Source organism: Gillisia sp. Hel1_33_143, assembly GCF_900104765.1.
In the GTDB taxonomy this organism is placed as follows: Bacteria; Bacteroidota; Bacteroidia; order Flavobacteriales; family Flavobacteriaceae; genus Gillisia.
In genome coordinates this window covers 1,924,059-1,943,475 of record NZ_LT629737.1, presented here as the reverse complement: position 1 = coordinate 1,943,475, position 19,417 = coordinate 1,924,059, and the positions used below count along the sequence as shown (strand labels likewise).

The following is a 19,417-nucleotide window of genomic DNA, read 5'->3' as shown; positions in this document are numbered from 1 at the left end:
AAAAATGGTCAACCTATTTCAGTATAATACACAAGAGAATGCCAAGAATAAAATTACTGACTCACATAAAGGCTGACAAAGAATTGGTATTCAATTTATCAAGAAGTATTGATCTACATAAAATTTCGGTTGCAAAAACTAATGAAGAAGCAATTGCTGGAGTTACAAGTGGATTAATTGGTCCTAATGAAAGCGTAACCTGGAAAGGAAAACATTTTGGCGTTACTCAAAAATTGTCAACTAAAATTACACAATACAATTACTCCGACAACTTCACAGATGAAATGTTAAGTGGTGCTTTTGAAAGTTTTAAACATCAGCACATATTTACTAAACAAGAAAATGGAACTTTAATGACAGATATCTTTGACTACAAATCACCATTAATGTTTTTAGGTAAAATTGCAGACTATCTCTTTCTAAAAAAATATATGACAAGATTATTAGAGGAAAGAAATCAAATAATAAAAGAGTTCGCTGAATCTGACAAATGGAAAGAAGTTAAATTAGAGTAAAATACGCGAGCTAACAGCGGTTCATCTCAAATTCCGGGTATTATGGAAAAAGTGTAATTTTAGTAACCTATAAAGAAAATGGTTAAGCCGACAAGTCCGCGTCCCGACTCCCGTAACTTGTGATAACCGCAAACCGTTGGCTCCAATTTTATATTAAAATCCTTAGTTCAATAAATCAACGCAACAAATTATAATTTTAGATTTTATATATTTTAAAATTTACTTTCTCTTTCGCCTTACTTTCCCGTTTTCTATTATCCCCACTACCTCAGAACCATCTTTTGACATAACAAAATCGTCTGTTCTTTCCTGGCGTGTTTGTAATCTTGGATTAAAAAACGAAAAAGTGGTTTCTGCTTTCTTTACAAGGAGTTCATTTTCATCCCTATCTTCATATTTAGCCAATGATATAGATTTTTGTTTATCTACCTCTTTTAGCGCAGCCTGGGCCTTTTCAAGACCTCTTTGATTCATTTCACCAATAGACTTGTTGGCTGCTATATTAGCAAGGTTATCAATATTGGAATTATCCAATGATTTGTTTTCTTTCATTGCGCTATCGATATTCGATTGAAAATTGTCTATCGATTTTTGAGCTTTTTCTATTTCTGCTTGATACCTTTCTTTCAAAATACTAATGCTGTCTGCCACTGTAACATCAGTAATTTCTATTTGCGAAACTTCAATCTTTAAATCGGTTTTAACTCCTTTAGCATCTTCTTGCAAGAAGTTGACAATTGCCTGTTTTTGAGCATCTATATTTTGTTGGCTGTTACAAGCCATCATAGTAATAAGTAAAAATGGAAAAACTTTCTTCATGATATTTTATTTAGGTTGGTCAATAAGATCTTTCTTGATAAGAGCCGTAATATATTTCGCTTCTGAAGTTTCTAGATTTGAAGCATAGAGCTTCTCTAAAACGCTGTTTAAATTAATATCTTCTTTGTACTCTTTTGGGATAGGATTGGGGTATTCGAGTATGTTGTTTTTAAGATCAAAATTGAAAGTGGATTGACCTTTACCATTTGCAGTGTCTTCAAAGTCCCATATACCATCGAGGTAAAACTTTTGTATTATTTTTTTTACCTGGGTATATTCATATTCGTTTAAACCAGAGAATAAAATATTTTCAGCAATTTTTGGCTCGTCGTGGTACTTGGCAAGAGTTTTTAATATTTCGACTTCTTCAAAACTGTAATTTAGATGTGCTAACTGGTTCATAGGTTCATTTTAAAGATTAGGTCAGCCTTTGATCGTGAAGTCCAAGCACAAAAAAAGCGTGGAACTGCAACATGTCGGTACCAGAGGTATCGCCAGACACCCATCCACCAAACAAGAGCAGCCCACGCCGAAACGTGGGCGCCTTGCTTTGATTGAGGTGGATATAAAAAACTGGCGATTTCCTAGTACCAAAATCAAAAGCTAAACGCTTAAGAATTTTATTTTATAAAAAATATATTTTTTATTTTATAGTTTTTGTTTTTTATAATCTCTTTTTTATAATTTATTATTTATTCTAATTACTATAAAAGCTACTTTAATTTTTCAAGGGTACAAAATAACTTAGACAAACAAAGATAGAAAATCCGTGCAGTTATTCATTGGAGAATATTTGAGACAATTATCTTAGTTTTTTTAATTCAAAATGCATAACCCTATTTAGTTCAGTCATTAGTACTACAAGATCGTAAAATAATTGGTTAAATTCCAAAACTGCCTTTTCATCAGTCTTTCCTTCTTTTTTCAAATAATTAATATAGTTTGTTACCTGGTTAATATTGTTCCCTACCTTATTGACTGCCCCGGTATAATTGAAAAAGTGTTGAATTAAAGGTCAAGGATTGAATACTGATCCTTTTGTGTCCATCACCTTTTTTCGGGCATATGTAGATGTATTTAGTCCAGCTTCCTGTGCTTTTGTTTTCAATTCAATTAATTCCGCTTCAGATAATCTGAATTCAAATCGCTTTTTTAAGAATTTTTTTTCAATGCTTTTTTTATAAAGTTTTTTTCTTTTTTTCTTTTCTTCCATTCTTATTTATTTACGAGTTGCGAGTGTGTTTTTCTCCTGCTCCGCTGGCAAGTCTGTAATCGATCGTGAAAATTTATAAAATTTGTACGGACGAGTACACATCTTGCAGACCATTTTCCGGAATTTAACATTTAAGTTTACAGGAAATCTCCAAATTTAAAAACAACTATTTCCGTTTTTTTCCTCCATTGCAAACCTAAAATGAACCTATGTTTTTCTGGCTTCTGAAAATAAAATGAATGCCTCCTGAAATCATAACTAATTTATGCTTGGACGAGGGTTCCGTTCCTGGTTTTCACGAAATATTCGATCTAAAAATCTCAACCATCAATTTTCACTTTCAATCTTTTCTCATTATTTAAAGTCTTCAAATACCTGAAAAAACTATTTTATTTTTCTTTTCAAAAGCATTTTTTTAATATTCTTCTATAACCTTGTAAATAATTGTAGGTTAACCTTATTGTAGCAGTCTCTCAGCCCCTGTATTTACAGACCTTAACAGATCTAAATCACACAAAATGACGAAGTTTTAAAAGTGAAATCACACAAATTGACGAAGTTAATCACACAAATTGACGAAGTTCTAAGGATATATCACACATAACTTTTTTTATGTGTGATTTGATGACTTTCCTTATATCGCTTTTAATTCTTTCAAAATTACTGTGTTCAGCAAATTGGTAATATCTCGTTTTTCTTTCTTACCAGTTGCTAGATCATCGTCCAATCTACCGAACCTTTTGTACGCCGTATATAATTCATCCGCATTAGCTATAGAATCGCTATAAACAAGAGCCTTATCATCTAAATATCGTGGGAAATATTGATTAAGAAAATTATACACATATGAGTAATGTTCACTTCTTACTGGTCGATTATTATTTCCAATCTCGAGACTTCTATGAAATTTAAACGAAATTGTAGTATAAGTTCTCCCAGTTTTTCTGAGAGAATAGCTAAAATAAACATCTGACAACTTTTCAAGTTCATCTTTGGAATCCTCCAAAACTCGCTCTCTCAAGTGAGATATTTGCTTATATTTATTCTCTATAGACATTAATTTTTTAAAATCTTCAATAGAACAATTGTAACCTCCTTTATCAATCCACCTACAGCAAAGTTCATACAAACGTTTGGAATACAAAGAGGTTAGACTTATAGCGATAGTTTTCTGAAAAATAGTATACCCTCCCCCAATATAACAGAAAAATTTACTGGCTTGTGAAGGAATAATAAATGAAATCGAATCAGAGTTCTGAACATGTGTAAGACCACTTACCAAAGAGGTTACATTCTCCTGAACTAAATAAGGTTTATTGCCATTTGGAATGTTTAGCTCAAATTCTACTTGCTTACTACCCAAAGATTTTACTGCTGATTTAATTCTTTTATAATTCCGATTTTTATCTAATGTTTTCAACTTTGCCGTAACTTTCTCTTCAACGAAATGATCATTCAAGTCCATTTTCATTGATTTTTGAAGCTTATCCAAGATAGTGTAGATTATATTTTTCTCCAGCCTAGACAATGTAAATCTCGCTGTGAAAATATGATTTGGTTGTTTAATAAAATTATCCTTCATTCCCTGAAATCAATTACTAGTGCAGATAAAAACCTAGAGTTATAAAACACTAGGTTTTCACCTTTTGTATTTAATTGATTTCACTTCAGATAAGGCTTTCTGAAATTCTTCTTCTGATATAAAGATCCTACGTCCAATTCTTTCCGCTTTAACTTTACCATCAGCAATCCAGTTTCTAACGGTTAGCTCTGCTACTCCGCAATTCTGAGCTAGTTCCTTTATAGAATGTTTTTTCGGTTTACGATTGGCCGCTTGAAGATTATTGATTTTATCCTCCAATCGTTGGAAAGCATTGAAGAGATCTTCCCGAGTGATTCCGTGTACTTGAGTTATTTTTTCCATTACCTTGATTTTTAAATTCAAGGCTAAATTGTAAAAGAATTATAGGTAATCTATAGGTAAGGGGTTACGGAAAGGGGTTACGATTTTTAATTAATATAATTCGTTGTGGTAATAATTAAGTTCAAGTACAGAAACTGCCTGAGGAAAACCCCTTATCAGTCTTTGTTTTACAGATTCGTAATCGTTAATAGTATACTTACCGTGCTTAGGGTCTGCAATTCCCTTCTTTGCCATTTGAATCTTTTGAAGTTTCTGATAGAAAGTATTAGGAGAAATAGCTTTACCATCTGGCTTAATCCAGGTTTGAACTAGATCAGGTATATCTTTCTTGCTCCTGATATACTTCTTTGGATCTATATCGACTAATACTGAGTGATATATAACCGCTTCCCAAACAGTATTGAATATTTGAGAGTCTTTATCAGTATATATTACCGGTACGTTTTCCTTATTTCGTATTCTTTCAGTTGTTTCGTTTATAATTGCATCTACCCGTCTCTTTTTTTCTTCCAAACATTCATAGATTGTAACAACATTTTCTAGTTCTTTTATTTCTTCCAGAATATCTATACCCAAACCAAAATCTGGTTGAGTTTTTATAAAGCTCTCATACATTGAAGCTGCAAAATTTGTTTCCTGTTCTTTATTTTCAGGATCGATTGTCTCATTATACAACTTTGCTTTTGCAATTATTTTATCTTTCGAAGATCGGAAGCTCGTGATAGCAATCTTATAGTAGGATTTATGCCTAATGTAAGCCAGTTGAATGTCTTGCATGTACTCGTGAACCATCTCAGCCAAATGTTCATTATTAATAGAATGTACTCGCAATGAATTTAGCTCACCCTTAAATTCAAACATTCCCAAATTACTTCCTTTTTTCTTACCTATTGCAATTATTCTTCTAATCTCTATACGGTCTAATTGTAGACCAGTACTATTTTCAGAGTTATCCATAAACTTTTATTTTAGCGCCGAGTTAATCAACTTTCTTCAAGGAATTAAATTTAATATCGAATGTAGAAGTTACTGCCTCTTTTTTTGCTTCATCATCAACCTGGTAATACTGATTTAAGGTTTTCAGGTCTTTGTGGCCGGTAATTTTGGAAATAAGCTTATCGCTTTTTCCCTCGCGCTTAAGCATTGTGATAAAAGTACGTCTTGCTGTATGTGTACTTACGCGCTTATAAAATGGCAATGTCTGTCGATCAACATTCTTCCCTCTAGTTACATTCTTTTCAACGTCCCAGGTGTAACCTGCCTCCTCAAAAATATCCTTGATATAGTCATTTTGACGTTGGTTGGTTATCAGTGGAAGATTATAATTGTATTTTTTTAGTATATATTCTGCTAAATCATTCAATGGAATTGTTCTAGCTTCCTTTTCTGCACCTTTTTCCTCTTTAAGGTGTAAGTTGCCATCAATAATATTATTCCTTGACACAAGGCCTAATTCACCGAATCTTAAACCTGTAACGCATGAAAAAACGAAAACATCCCGGACACGTTCTAGATATTTTTGTTTTGGTTCAAATTCGTGATCCATCAACTTCTGCAGATCGGACTTTTTAAGTGCTATTTGTTGAGTTACAACTTTAGAAATTTTCTTTATTTTTTTAAATTCTTCATTGTACGTGTAACCATTTTCCAAGGCCCAATGCATAAAGGTTTTGAATAGTCCTAAATTTCTGGAATAGGTATTGTTTACGTGCCCTTTCGTCTCAATGCAGTAATAGGTGAATTCAGAATGGAACCTACTGTTAATGGCATTGAAATTCAACTTATAACCTGTTTCAGCTTGGAAAGACTTCAATAGATTTTGAATATTGTTATACCTCTTCTCAGTTGATTTCTTCCACTCCTGATTTTTTTTCTTCTGATCCATAAAGATCTCGAAGGCATCAAAGAAAATATTCTTTCCGGTAGGGGATTTTTTAAACTCTTCATCAAAAGCAGTTTTTAAAACTTGGGAAGTAAAATCCTCTTGCATTTCTATACATCGGGAACGCGTGTTCTTAAAACAACTTTCATATCTGCCTAACTGTGTTTTTATAGAGCCCCGATTGATTGCTTTATTCTTCCCACGCATTACAGGCATTTTATTCTTCTGATCCCAATGAGTAGGTGCAATTTTTTCTCCGGTAGAATAAACGAATTTCCTACCTTCCTCTTTAAAGTGACAAGAGAAATAAATTAAGGATTCGCCAGTAGTTTTAGCTTCCTTGAGATAAAAAGTTGAAGTCATATAAATACACTTTTGAAAGAGGTGACAATAAAGGTGACAAAATAGGTGACAATTTTACCTATATTTACTTTCAAAAGTAAGTTATAATAAGTAATAAAACAAGATGTCAATAAAGGTTTTACCCACTTATTTGCATAGGATAAATAAACTGAATTATAGTATATTCAATAGCCTCCGACTCCACTATGAAGCGCAGCTATGCTGCGGATTAAAAAAATAAAAATCTGCCAAGTATTTTCTCCTGAGCAGATTTTTTTGTTTCAAAACACACCATATCGAAGGAATGGGAAAGCATTGAGGTATTTCCTAGTACAGAGCATAAGGTTTCTAACAATATTCTGATGACACTATCACTCGGAAATTCCTAAATAGATTAAAATTATAAATTCCCAATCAGGTAAAAATACCTGATTGGGAATTTTTATTTTCAAACATCATCGACTTGGCTAAAGTTGACAAGTTTTACTTAGATAATTGGAGCTTTAGGTTTCTAAAATAATAATGTATATTTAGATGGTTACCGCACATTTAAAACAATCTAGAAAAAACTATAAAATTGAAAAGAACAAAAAGATTACAAAAATTATTGGCTATTTCAATCTTCTCTATTAGTCTCCTATTCGTGTCATGCAAATCAACATCTGAGCCTACAAAAAAAATAGAAAGTGAATTGATAATGAAAATCAATGCTGTACAAGAACAGGTGATGGCACAAGGAAATATTTCTAAAGAAGAAGAGCAGGCACTGCTAAGTTTATGCAGCATTATCTTACATGATGACGGTTTAGCAAATTTTAGTCCTGATAAGAGGATGATATTAAAAGATGTAGATATCGCGCCTATTTATAATGGTTGCGAAGAACTTTCTAAAAAAGAGACATTGAAATGCTTTAAGAATAAAGTATCGACTTTTATAAAGCGGGAATTTAATTTGAGTGTTTCTAAAGATTTAAATCTTTCAGAATCAAAGCAGGTAGATGCTTTTTTTATAATTGACGAAAACGGAAGTTTGACCGGGATGAAAGTTAGAAATTCAGAGGTGACCATTCAAGCAGAAATCTTAAGAGTGCTAAGAAAAATACCAGTAATGAAACCTGCTATCCATAATGGACAAAGTGTTTCTGTGTTATGTTCAATTATAGTAGAATATGGAAATGAAATAGAAATTAAGGTAGTGTACATTCCTGAAAGACCAGAGAATTAATAGCAGTTACTAATTATGTAACTTACAAAATCCATTAGTTAACAACGGATATTATCGCAAAAGCGTAGTTTAGTATTCAGTGGTGGAAAAGGCTGGACTCATACTAAAAAGAAAAGTTTTAATGCGACTGAAAATTCACCTGAATTTAAGTGTCCAAACTGAAATTTTTGATGGTTATTTAGAAATGTGGAAAAGACTGAATGATAAAGAATGAAAGAAAACATTTGAAAACTGGACAAAAATTAGTGTAACTGATTATTCTGGATTTGGATTCACAATGTTATTTACATAATAATGCTATTATTTAAAAACAGAAAATAATTCAATTAAGATATTATTTAATTATCATAATTCAAAACCTATAGCAATTTACTATAAATCTGAATTATTGTTGTTCCTAAGAAAATCCTTTTACATAAAAACCTCATCAGATTAGTAATTCTAAAAATATCGGAGCTAAAAACTTCCCTGATCTAGGCGTTAAACAAATCTCGTTTACACAAGTACCTTATAATATAAAATAATCGATATAATAGAAAATTAAAGAAAATATATGAGTTACTCCACTTAAGCTTCATAAATCTAAGGTGAACAATATCTTTATTTTAAAGCCTTTATCAATTATCATAAAGAATATAATGAGGTTTTTTCTAGCTCTAAATAGTAAAAATGTAACATTCCTAAAACCTAAATATTCAACTTCTAATTCAAGTTAATTATCTTAGAGGCTTAAACTTTTTTGGATATATGAACAGAGCTTATGATCTAATTATAAAAAATGCGATTCTAAATAAAAATAGTGCCCCTGTAGATATCGCAGTTACAGATGGTACAATTGCAAGTATCAGTCTTTCCAGTAATAATGAAAAAAGAATTCAGTACCTAAAAGATGCCCAAACCGTTTACAACGCAGAGGATAATTTTTTATGTTCAGGATTTTTTGAAAGTCATATTCATTTAGATAAGGCTTGTATTTTAGAAAGATGTGAGATCAAAAAGGGAGATCTTGATGAGGCTGTTGAAGAGACCGGAAAGGCGAAAGAAAACTTCACAGAAAAAGATGTTTTTGAGCGTGCTAGTGGCGTTATTGAAATGGCAATTAAGAAAGGAACTATGGGCCTTCGCACCTTTGTTGAAACCGATTTAAAAACTGAATTACGTTCTTTTGAAGCTATTAAAAGAGTTAAAAACAAATATGCTTTCGCCATAGATATAGAGATCTGTGCTTTTGCTCAGGAAGGACTCACCAATTCTTCCGAAACCCAAAAATTATTAAAACAAGCATTATCTAATGGGGCTGATCTCATTGGAGGCTGTCCTTACAAAGATATAGATCCTGTAAAACATATTGAGATGATCTTTGACATGGCTCAGGAATTTGATGTAAATGTAGATTTTCATCTAGATTTTGATCTTGATCCAAATAATTCAAGCATCCCTAAAATATCCGAAGAAACAATTAAGAGAAATTATAAAGGGAGAGTTTCTATAGGGCATGTTACTAAGATCTCTGCTATGCCCAAAGAAAAACGCAAAAAGATGGCTTTACTTTTAAGCAATGCAGAAATTACGCTAACAGTTCTTCCTGCAACAGATATTTTTTTAAATGGTAGAGATTACGACACATTAATTCCCCGTGGAATGGTAAATGCTAATGAATTGAAGACCTTTGGTGTGAATACTACCATTTCCAGTAATAACATTCTAAATGCCTTTACCCCTTACGGGGATACCTCCCTTGCTAGAATGGCAAATATGTACGCGAACATTACCCAGTTAGCTAAAGATGAAGAGATACAGGAGGTATATAAGATGGTTACAGACAATGCCGCCGCTCTCCTATCATTACCATGTACTATTGAAGTTGGTGCACCAGCAACTTTTATAATACTTGAAGCTAAGAATGAAATTGACGCTATTAGAACCATTTCGCAACCATTAGTAGGATTTAAAAATGGAAGAAAAACATTCTCTAACGATAAAGCTAAGATCTATTTTGAGTGAAATTTTATAAATACTGTGTAACTTCTGTTTTAGTAAAGAATATGACCATATCTATAATATAATGAAAACGACGACTCATCAATAGTGTATTAAAACAATTGTTAAAGGCTTTAGTATATTCAAACTAACTATTTGAAATTATATTAAATATGAGTTAAACCCTGAATATGATATTCAAAATACTGTAGTAAGGTATTATCTTGTAGCTATGGAACAGATATTAGTAGCCGGTGCCAACGGTACCACAGGAAAAAAGATTGTACAACTATTACACGATTCTCAGTATTTTAACCCTATTGCAATGGTGAGAAAAGAGGATGAACTTCCTTATTTTAAAGCTAAAAATATTGATACCGTTCTTGGAGATCTTGAAGAAGACATTTCCCATGTATTCAAAAACAATATAGATAAGGTATTATTTGCAGCAGGATCTGGAGGTAAAAATGTAGTTGGTGTAGATCAAGAAGGTGCAAAACGATTAATTGACGCATCTAAAAAGAATAATATTAGAAAATTTGTTATGCTTAGTTCTATGGGAGCAGATGAGCCGTCTAAAGCAGAAGAGCTTCAGGATTACCTAAAAGCCAAGCACAATGCAGATGAATACTTAAAAGATAGTGGCTTAAATTATGCAATAGTGAGACCTGGGAGTTTAACAAATGATGAGCTTACTAACAAGATAGAATTAGCCCGTAAACTTAATAAAAGAGGGAAGATTAGCAGAAATGATGTTGCTCAAACCTTAGTGCATGTACTTAATGACGACGTTGCCAATAAAGCAACTTTTGAGATTCTAAGCGGAGAAACTCTCATAGGAGAAGCTTTAGATAAAGTCTCTGCAGACTAGATAGAAATTAACATTAGAATACAACGCAATCATATTTAATATGGTTGCGTTTTTTTTGATATCATTTTAATAAATAGCTTTTAATTGTTTTCTCAACTAAGAATAGCAAATGAAATAAAATACTAATTCATTCATAAAATTTTTTTTAAATAAAATTATCTCTGAAGAAAACACATAATAGATAATAAAAACTATAACTCTTAGGCATGTTTATTGGTAATAATAAAAAATATTAACTTATAAACTTATAACCTATGGAATTTAAAAAAAACGCTACGGCAGATCTTAGAAAAAGATCTGTATTTTTCTTACAAATAGGGCTAATCGTTGTTCTCCTATTATGTTATTTTTTAGTAGAATGGAAGAGCTATTATCCTATTGAAAAAGCTTCCAAAGAGATAGTAATGGATAAGTTGATAGAAGAAGAAATTCCAATAACGGTATTTGTAGATCGCGCAGTACCCCCAATTCCAAAGGCAATTAAATCTGATGATATTTTAGCCATCATTGATGATAGTGAAGAAGTACCTACGAATAATATTCAGCAAACAGTAGAATCACCAAGTATAGTTGATGTTGTTGATATTATTGAAATAAAACCGAAAGAGGAAATAGAGCACTACTCTTTTAAAGTTATAGAAGATGTCCCTATTTTCCCTGGGTGTGAGCGCTATTCAAATAATGAAAAGCGTAAAACATGTATGAGTGAAAAAATATCTGATTATGTAAATGCAAATTTCAACAGAGATATTGGTAATAATCTAGGACTATCTGGAATCAATAAAGTTTACGTAATGTTCAATATAGATAAAAATGGAAATGTGGTAGACATTCAGTCTAGAGCACAGCATCCAAAATTACAAGCAGAGGCAATTAGAGTTATAAGATCCCTGCCACATTTTGAGCCGGGAAAGCAACGAGGTAAGCCAGTCTCGGTCTCATACTCATTACCCATAGTTTTTCAGGTAAAAGATTAAAGCATAAAAAGCCACCTTTTGAGGTGGCTTTTCCTTATTGAATATATTTTAAGCTCAATTAGTTCTTTTTTTCAACTTTATAATCTGCAATAGAATCTGGGTGAACATAATCATCTATTTCAGAATTGATTTCTGCTCCCAGTAAGATGATATAACAAGTGATATATAACCATAACATTAGAATTACCACTGCAGAAATAGATCCATATACTTCCCCATAATTTCCATAGTTGCTCACATAAAATGAAAATCCCCAAGAAGCAAGTAACCAGACTACAGTAGAAAATATAGCTCCTGTTACCACCCATTTAAGCTCTGGTTTTTTTCTTGCTGGGGCATATTGATAGATCAGGCACAGAAATAGTGTTACTATTACTGCCAAAACAATCCACCTTAAGAATGCTATTATATTTTCTGTACCCTCGGGCAGTCCTAGCCTATGCATTACAGTAGGAAATACCACTATAAAAGCTAAACTTATTAATAAGAGAATGGTTCCAAATATGGTAAAGATTATAGCCATTAAAATTTGCTTAAAGAAGCCTCTACTTTCTACAGTATCATATGCTATATCTATACCTTCGAACAAAGATTTTGTTCCTTTATTAGAACTCCAAATACTAAATAAAATACCAATTGCGGTACCCCATCCTAAAGTGGTTCCTGGGGTAGAGAGAAATATTTCTACTCTATCCTTTAGTAAAGAAAAAGCCTGCTTCGGCATCATAGCCGCCAGTTTGGATAACTCCTGCTCTATTTGTTGAGGATCTGTTGCTAATCCATAAATAGATATTAAAGCCATAATCGCTGGGAAAATGGCCAAAAATGCATAGAACGCAACACCCGCAGAAACAATTCCTACACTATCTGCAGCAATCTCATTCTTAACTTCTATGATTATTTTTTTCCACCCAGAAAAGGAGATCTTATAGGGTGCATCTACACAATGAGTTTGGTCTTTTTCTTCTGACATTATAATTATTTGTGATCGAGGCTTAAAATAGAACAATTACACAAAGATTAAAGGGAAAGGCTTCTAAATGATTGTTAATATTTACCAGCGAATATGCGATCAGGTCATTTATAGCACAGTGCTTTACTATCCTCCGAAAACCTTTTAGTGTTAAATCATAAAAAAGACTAATTTAAACAAACGTTTAATTTAAACAATTGTTTAACTTTGTGCTCGAAATTTAGATTCTATGGAATTAAACGATAAGCAGATTCAAATTATAACTGAAGCAGAGAAACTATTTGCAGAGAATGGTTTTGCAGGTACTTCGGTGAGGCAAATAGCCAAGGAAGCAGGGGTAAATGTGGCAATGATCTCCTATTACTTTGGTTCTAAAGAGCGACTCTTAGAGGCTATGCTCATATATAGATCTGCAGATTTTAGAATGGAATTAGATACTGTTCTTTCTATAGAGAATTCAACGTTGGAAAAGGTAGATGAAGTGGTAGCACTTATTATAAGAAGAGTTCATCACAACAGAAGAATGTACAAGATCATTCATTTTGAATACTCAAATGACACCCGAAAAATAGATTTCAAAAATTACATCAATCAGAAATTGTCTAATTATAAGGTCATTGAGGAATTTGTAATTAAGGGACAAAAAGAAGGTGTTTTTTCTAAAGATCTAAATATACCGCTTACTGTACCCACAATTTTAGGTACTTATTTTAATTTCTATTATAACCTCAGATTCTTTGAAGTGCTACATAACATTACAGATGAAGCATCTTTAGATAACTATGTACACACTACCCTAACCCAACATATTCAGAAAACCATAAAAGCATTATTGACTTATGAAAATTAAACATTTTTTCCTTTCTGCAATTCTATGTTTAGGAATTGCTTCTGCAAGTGCGCAGGAAGGTAAATCCCTATCTTTAGAGCAGGCAGTAAATTTAGCCCTCACCAATAGCGATGAAGCAAAAATTTCGAATTCCCGAGTAAATACGGCAGAGAGTGAGCTTCAGGTAACAAAAAATCTTCAGTATCCAGATCTTAAGATCTCCGGACAATATCAGTATTTAACCGGAGCAGAAATAGATTTTCCTGCTGCAACTACTTCAGAAGGTTCTGCTTCAGAGCCTACCCCAACTCCAGATGTGAATCAATTATTATTGGCACAGGCCAATATGTCGCTGCCTCTATTTTCAGGTTTCAAACTAAAGAATGCGGTAAAAGCAAGCGAAAATAATTTAAAGGCTGCTTCTCTTAATGCACAGAACGATAAGGAGCAAATAGCGCTATATACCATAATAGATTATATCAATTTATATAAAGCGCAAAAGGCAATTGAAATTATAGAGGAGAATCTAAACAGTGCCAATCTACGTGTAAAAGATTTTACTGCTATGGAAGAGAATGGTCTGTTAGCCAGAAATGATTTATTAAAGGCACAGCTACAAGAATCTAACATTCAGCTAAGTTTAGAAGAAGCTAAAAAAAACAGCAATATTCTTAATTACAAATTAAATGTCATGTTGAAGTTGCCGGAAGCAACTAAAATCAATACTCAAGATACTAATTTCGGAAATGTTATTCCTTCTAATTTAAAAGGGATGGTTTCCAGAAGTGATCTGGAAGCGCTGACGTATCAAGAAAAAGCTGCAGAAAACCAGATCAAAATGGCAAAAAGCAAGTATTATCCTAGCATTGCGTTGGTAGGTGGATATACCAATCTGGATCTTCATAACGCACTTACTGTAAACAATGCAATTAATGTTGGCGTTGGCTTGTCTTATAATCTAGCTGATATTTTTAAAAATGAAAGTGATGTAAAAGTAGCTCAAAGCAAAGCCGAAGAACTTCAATACACTATAGACATGGTATCTGATAAAGTGAAGTTGCAAATAGAAAATGCCAAACAAGATTACAAACTTTCTCTAAGGAAATACGAGGTATATACAAAGTCTGAAGAGCAGGCAATAGAAAACTACAGAATTCTTAAAGATAAATATGATAATGGATTAGTAGATACTAATGATCTTTTAGAAGCAGATATAGATCAATTACAAGCTAAAATGAATTTAGCTTACGCCAATGCAGATATCACTCAAAAATATTACGAGCTATTAACCGCTCAGGGAACACTAACAAATCAATTCAACAACTAATAATCATTTTACTAAAATGGAAGAGAAGAAAAAATCAAACAAGAAATTTATAATTATAATCGCTGTATTAGTAACCGTTGGAGTTGTTTATGGAGGTTATAAATTTATTCACTCATTATCTCACGAAGAGACAGATGATGCGCAGATAGCTGCAAATATGAATCCGATAATTCCTCATGTAGGCGGTTATATAGAAAAGGTATATGTTACAGATAATCAAAAGGTATCAAAAGGAGATACTTTGTTTGTTATAGATAATAGAGATTATAAGGTGCAGTTACAGCAGGCAAGAGCATCTATGGCTGCAGCAGAAAGCCAGTTTAGCGTTTCTGAGGCAAGCATAGGGTCTTATCAGGCAAATGCTGCAGCATCTAACGCACAGGTAAATACGGCACAGGGAAATATTGAAACTGCAAAGATCAATTTATGGAGAACTACTAATGACTTTGATCGTTACAAAAATCTTTTTGAAAATCATTCTATAACAGAGCAACAATATGAGCAGGCGTTAGCTGCCAAGCAAGAAGCAGAAAGTAGATTAGAGATTTTAAAGAGTCAGTCTAAAGCAACATCAAGTCAGCGTAACGCTGCGATGTCTCAAACAGAGATATCTAAGAAACAGGTATCTGTGGCTGAAGCTAATATTCAAAGTGCACAGGCAATGTTAGATGCGGCTCAGTTAAATCTAGATTATACAATTGTAACGTCTCCTATTGATGGTCAGCTTTCAGAAGTTGACATTCAACCAGGACAGTTTGTTCAACCAGGACAAGCTTTATTCTATTTGGTAAATATTTCAGAAAAATGGGTTGTAGCAAACTTTAAAGAGACTCAGTTAGATAAAATGGCTATTGGCCAGAAAGTAGGAATAGAAGTAGATGCTTATCCAGATATGGAATTTGAAGGAACTATTACTGCATTTTCTCCTGCTACTGGGGCAAAATTCTCTCTCTTACCTCCAGATAATGCTACGGGAAATTTTGTGAAAACTGTACAGAGACTACCTGTTAAAATTGATTTTACAGATACAAATGATGCAGAGCAAATGAAAAAACTTCGTTCTGGAATGAATGTTTTAGTAGATGTACATGTAAAATAAGTTATGCAAGAGGAAGAAAATAGTTTAGTAGAATACGGTTTTAGAAGGGTGATCATTACCATAACCGCCATTTTATGTGCGCTTCTAGAAATTGTAGATACTACAATAGTAAACGTGGCCCTTAACGATATGAGGGGAAGTCTAGGTGCTACTCTTACAGATGTGGCCTGGGTAATTACTGCCTATGCCATTGCCAATGTAATTATTATTCCTATGACTAGTTGGCTTTCCAAGCAATTTGGTAGACGTAATTACTTTGCAGCTTCTATAGTGATATTTACAGTATCCTCATTTTTATGTGGAAATGCAACAAATATCTGGGAACTAGTAGCCTTTAGGTTCATTCAAGGTATGGGTGGAGGAGCCTTATTAGTGACTGCACAAACCATTATAACAGAAAGTTATCCTGCTGCCAAAAGAGGAATGGCGCAAGCCATTTATGGAATGGGCGTAATTGTTGGCCCTACCTTAGGGCCGCCACTAGGAGGGTATATTGTAGACCATTTTTCGTGGCCGTATATTTTTTATATCAACATACCAATAGGAATAATAGCTACATTCTTAACTTTAATCTATGTGAAGAGCCCTAAGTACGGAGATAAATTAAAAGCAAGTCAGGTAGATTGGTGGGGAATTGTATTCTTAACTTCATTTATTGGCTCTTTACAATTTGTTTTAGAACACGGGCAGCAAGATGATTGGTTTCAAGAACCATTAATAGTGATCTTAAGTGTAGTTTCCGTTTTTGGACTGATATTTTTTATCTGGAGGGAGCTTACCTACGAGCATCCTATCGTGAATCTTAGAGTTTTGAAGAATAGTAATTTAAGAGTTGGAACCATCATGACCTTTATCTTAGGTTTTGGTTTGTATGGCTCTACCTTTATTATTCCTATATACACGCAATCTATTTTAGGTTGGACCGCTACAGATGCCGGATTATTACTTATTCCAAGTTCTATTACTACGGGTATTATGATGCCTATAATTGGTAAGTTAATAGAGCGAGGGGTGTCGCAGAAATATTTAGTAGCTGCAGGATTTAGTATCTTCTTTTTGTATAGCTTCTGGATGTTTACCTTAATTACTCCAGACACTTCTTCAGAACAAATGTTCTGGCCTTTAGTAGTGAGAGGAGTTGGTTTGGGACTTTTATTTGTACCAATTACCACCCTATCTCTTTCTACACTTAAAGGAAAAGATATTGGAGAAGGTGCTGCTTTTACAGGGATGATGAGACAATTAGGAGGATCTTTTGGAATAGCTATTATCACCACTATGATTGCCAGACTCTCTCAACAACATAGAGTAGATCTTATTCCAAATATAGACGCCATGAAATTTAGTGTTCAGCAAAGAATTAGCGGGCTTCAACAAATGTTTATGAGCAAAGGCTTTAGCGCTAATGAATCTTTAGCAAGAGCATATCAGGTATTGGATGGTTCTGTAACCTTACAAAGTACAGTGCTCTCTTACATGGATATTTTTCTTTACTTGGGGCTTCTATTCTTAGTCTGTGTACCGTTTGTATTATTGATAAAGAAAGGTGCGGGGAAAGTAGATACCTCAGGAATGCACTAGATTTGGTTACTTAGTTAATTTGCATAAAAAAGGCTGACTGAATTATCAGGCAGCCTTTTTATTATATAAAATAAGAGCAAAGTTTTCTTATTTTTTTTCAATAACAGCAGGTTCATTCATCTTCTTGCTCATCTCCATAGAAACTGAAGAACGATCAAAAGTAATTTTACCTGCACCGGTTTCAATAATAATAGTGTTATTTTTTTCGCTAAAATCAATCACTTTGCCATGCATACCACTTTTAGTAACTACACGATCTCCTTTTTTAAGAGCTGCTGCAAAGTTTTTTTCCTGTTTAGCTCTTTTCATTTGTGGACGTATCATAAAAAAATACACCACTACAAACATTAGTATTATTGGGGCAAACTGCGTTATCTGTTCCATAAATTTATTTAGAAGCTTTTATCCTTCTGGGTTAGTCCCATCAGATTCTACGAAAGCTTTGATTCTTAATTGTTCTGAACCTTTTTCTGTATTTGCAGAAACGGTTACTGTTTTTGTTACCTGACCTTGACCAGATCCATTAAATAGAACGGTCATTTCTCCTTGCTCTCCAGGAGCAATAGATTCGTTGTGAGGATAAGAAGGCACAGTACAACCACATGTACTAGTTGCATTTGTAATTACCAGCGGAGCTTTACCTATGTTGGTAAATTTAAAGACATGCTCTACATTAGTACCCTTTGCGATATTTCCAAAGTCAAATTCTTCTTCTTCGAATTTCATTTCAGGATAGTACACCTGCTCTGCATCACGTTCTGCAGCTGTCTCTACATTTTCTGCTTTTACCTTACTAGAGGCATCATCTTTACAGGAGGTAAAAATCATTGCTCCAAAGGCTGCTATCAATAAGATACCTTTCTTCATAATTAGTTAATTTAAATTGAACGTTAAAAATACAAAAATTCTAAACTACATCAATCCCCTACCCATTTTATTTAATCTCTTTCCTTCCTGATACTCTTTAGATAATTTATCTAAAACTCCATTCACAAAAATGCTGCTTTTAGGGGTGCTATATTCTTTAGCAACCTCCAAATATTCATTAATTGTAACTTTAACAGGAATAGAATTAAAATGTAAGAATTCACAAATAGCCATCTTAATAAGAACGGTATCGATCTCTGCTATTCGCTCTTTGTCCCAATTTGGAGTCTTGCCTTCCATTTCATTGGTTAATTCATCATCATTTAGATAAACTTTTCTAAATAATTGAATCCCGAATTCCTTATCTTCAGGAGACTTGAACAACTTAGGTAGTTTTGTCTCTTCTAAAGCACCTTCTTTAAGTTTATTAAGGAATTTTAGGATCGCCGTATTCACTAAAGGAAGATCATCTAACCAAGTTAATTTTGTATCTTCTATATAATCATACAACTTATCATTAGGAGCAATAAATTCTTTTAAAAGCAAGATCACAAAATCCTTATCTTCTTTAAAGCTAGACTCTCTGGTAGCCATATAACTTTCAAAAGCTGAGCTATTCATGATCTCCTCCCAAAGAAGAGCTACATACTCACTATCTTTGCTCCAGTGGTTTAGCTTCCTATTCTCAATTTCTTCTTTAAAATTGATATTATTCTCCAGGATCTGGATAACTTTATTATTAATAAATTTTCTGTTGGGATCTATTTCTTCCTTAGTAGCCAGAAATTTTCTTTGAGATTTATCCAGATAGTCTTCTGAATATACCTTGATCTCGGTGATCAATTTTAACATAAGCAGGAATAAATCATACATTTCATCCATACTTTTTAAAAGGAACTTCTCCTCCGTATTGAAATTTTGATTATCGCTTTGGGTGAATGCATATAGGGATTGCATTACTTTAACTCGGATATGTCTTCTGGTTAACATAGG

General features: G+C 33.1%; 20 protein-coding genes. 9 read left to right on the top strand and 11 right to left on the bottom strand.

The window, feature by feature from the left end; translation table 11 throughout:
- Positions 1–38: 38 nt before the first annotated feature.
- Positions 39–515 (top strand): SRPBCC family protein, encoded by a 477-nt coding sequence (locus BLT84_RS08930; RefSeq protein ID WP_091264713.1) that lies wholly within the window; start codon positions 39–41, stop codon positions 513–515.
- Between the two features lie 219 nt (positions 516–734).
- On the opposite strand, the gene BLT84_RS08925 is transcribed toward BLT84_RS08930, so the two are convergent.
- The 7 genes from BLT84_RS08925 to BLT84_RS08895 all read right to left on the bottom strand — a co-directional run bounded on the left by BLT84_RS08925 (position 735) and on the right by BLT84_RS08895 (position 6,716).
- The gene (locus tag BLT84_RS08925) at positions 735–1,334 is read right to left on the bottom strand and encodes a hypothetical protein (protein ID WP_034890477.1); all 600 of its coding nucleotides are present in this window, start codon (positions 1,332–1,334) and stop codon (positions 735–737) included.
- A 6-nt stretch (positions 1,335–1,340) separates the two neighbouring features.
- Positions 1,341–1,736 (bottom strand): hypothetical protein, encoded by a 396-nt coding sequence (locus BLT84_RS08920; protein WP_034890474.1) that lies wholly within the window; start codon positions 1,734–1,736, stop codon positions 1,341–1,343.
- Between the two features lie 613 nt (positions 1,737–2,349).
- Positions 2,350–2,547 (bottom strand): plasmid mobilization protein, encoded by a 198-nt coding sequence (locus tag BLT84_RS08915; RefSeq protein ID WP_091264710.1) that lies wholly within the window; start codon positions 2,545–2,547, stop codon positions 2,350–2,352.
- Between the two features lie 634 nt (positions 2,548–3,181).
- Entirely contained in the window at positions 3,182–4,129 is a 948-nt protein-coding gene (locus BLT84_RS08910; RefSeq protein ID WP_034890468.1) for a replication initiation protein, read from the bottom strand.
- Between the two features lie 57 nt (positions 4,130–4,186).
- Positions 4,187–4,471, bottom strand: a complete 285-nt coding sequence (locus BLT84_RS08905) for an excisionase family DNA-binding protein (protein ID WP_034890463.1) — start codon at positions 4,469–4,471, stop codon at positions 4,187–4,189.
- A gap of 90 nt (positions 4,472–4,561) precedes the next feature.
- On the bottom strand, positions 4,562–5,428 hold the full coding sequence (locus BLT84_RS08900) for a hypothetical protein (RefSeq protein ID WP_034890460.1): 867 nt from the start codon (positions 5,426–5,428) through the stop codon (positions 4,562–4,564).
- Positions 5,429–5,450: 22 nt separating this feature from the next.
- Positions 5,451–6,716 (bottom strand): site-specific integrase, encoded by a 1,266-nt coding sequence (locus BLT84_RS08895; protein WP_034890457.1) that lies wholly within the window; start codon positions 6,714–6,716, stop codon positions 5,451–5,453.
- A 556-nt stretch (positions 6,717–7,272) separates the two neighbouring features.
- Between BLT84_RS08895 and BLT84_RS08890 the strand changes: the two genes are divergently transcribed.
- The 4 genes from BLT84_RS08890 (at position 7,273) to BLT84_RS08875 (ending at position 11,748) form a co-directional block, all read left to right on the top strand.
- Complete coding sequence (locus BLT84_RS08890; RefSeq protein ID WP_231929276.1) at positions 7,273–7,920, top strand: hypothetical protein; 648 nt, start codon at positions 7,273–7,275, stop codon at positions 7,918–7,920.
- 747 nt (positions 7,921–8,667) lie between these two features.
- Positions 8,668–9,924 (top strand): amidohydrolase family protein, encoded by a 1,257-nt coding sequence (locus BLT84_RS08885; RefSeq protein ID WP_091264707.1) that lies wholly within the window; start codon positions 8,668–8,670, stop codon positions 9,922–9,924.
- A 208-nt stretch (positions 9,925–10,132) separates the two neighbouring features.
- A complete protein-coding gene (locus BLT84_RS08880; RefSeq protein WP_091264703.1) occupies positions 10,133–10,771 on the top strand; it encodes an SDR family oxidoreductase in 639 nt (212 codons plus the stop codon).
- A gap of 254 nt (positions 10,772–11,025) precedes the next feature.
- Positions 11,026–11,748, top strand: coding sequence for an energy transducer TonB (locus BLT84_RS08875; RefSeq protein ID WP_091264700.1), 723 nt, complete (start codon positions 11,026–11,028; stop codon positions 11,746–11,748).
- A 58-nt stretch (positions 11,749–11,806) separates the two neighbouring features.
- Here the strand turns inward: BLT84_RS08875 and BLT84_RS08870 are convergent, their stop codons facing one another.
- The gene (locus BLT84_RS08870; protein WP_091264696.1) at positions 11,807–12,721 is read right to left on the bottom strand and encodes a YihY/virulence factor BrkB family protein; all 915 of its coding nucleotides are present in this window, start codon (positions 12,719–12,721) and stop codon (positions 11,807–11,809) included.
- A gap of 229 nt (positions 12,722–12,950) precedes the next feature.
- Between BLT84_RS08870 and BLT84_RS08865 the strand changes: the two genes are divergently transcribed.
- From BLT84_RS08865 to BLT84_RS08850, 4 genes are read left to right on the top strand one after another with little or no spacing between them, the layout of a single operon-like run.
- A complete protein-coding gene (locus BLT84_RS08865; protein ID WP_091264693.1) occupies positions 12,951–13,571 on the top strand; it encodes a TetR/AcrR family transcriptional regulator in 621 nt (206 codons plus the stop codon).
- Positions 13,561–14,877, top strand: coding sequence for a TolC family protein (locus tag BLT84_RS08860; protein ID WP_091264689.1), 1,317 nt, complete (start codon positions 13,561–13,563; stop codon positions 14,875–14,877). The genes BLT84_RS08865 and BLT84_RS08860 overlap by 11 nt, the downstream gene beginning before the upstream one ends.
- 16 nt (positions 14,878–14,893) lie before the next feature.
- The gene (locus BLT84_RS08855) at positions 14,894–15,976 is read left to right on the top strand and encodes an HlyD family secretion protein (RefSeq protein WP_091264686.1); all 1,083 of its coding nucleotides are present in this window, start codon (positions 14,894–14,896) and stop codon (positions 15,974–15,976) included.
- 3 nt (positions 15,977–15,979) lie between these two features.
- Positions 15,980–17,557 carry a DHA2 family efflux MFS transporter permease subunit gene (locus tag BLT84_RS08850; protein WP_091264683.1) on the top strand — a complete coding sequence of 526 codons (1,578 nt, stop codon included), beginning with the start codon at positions 15,980–15,982 and terminating at the stop codon, positions 17,555–17,557.
- 87 nt (positions 17,558–17,644) lie between these two features.
- Here the strand turns inward: BLT84_RS08850 and yajC are convergent, their stop codons facing one another.
- From yajC to nusB, 3 genes are read right to left on the bottom strand one after another with little or no spacing between them, the layout of a single operon-like run.
- The gene (yajC, locus tag BLT84_RS08845) at positions 17,645–17,941 is read right to left on the bottom strand and encodes a preprotein translocase subunit YajC (protein ID WP_034890323.1); all 297 of its coding nucleotides are present in this window, start codon (positions 17,939–17,941) and stop codon (positions 17,645–17,647) included.
- An 18-nt stretch (positions 17,942–17,959) separates the two neighbouring features.
- A complete protein-coding gene (locus tag BLT84_RS08840) occupies positions 17,960–18,424 on the bottom strand; it encodes a DUF1573 domain-containing protein (protein ID WP_091264679.1) in 465 nt (154 codons plus the stop codon).
- Between the two features lie 45 nt (positions 18,425–18,469).
- The gene (gene nusB / locus BLT84_RS08835) at positions 18,470–19,414 is read right to left on the bottom strand and encodes a transcription antitermination factor NusB (protein WP_034894248.1); all 945 of its coding nucleotides are present in this window, start codon (positions 19,412–19,414) and stop codon (positions 18,470–18,472) included.
- Positions 19,415–19,417 lie beyond the last annotated feature (3 nt).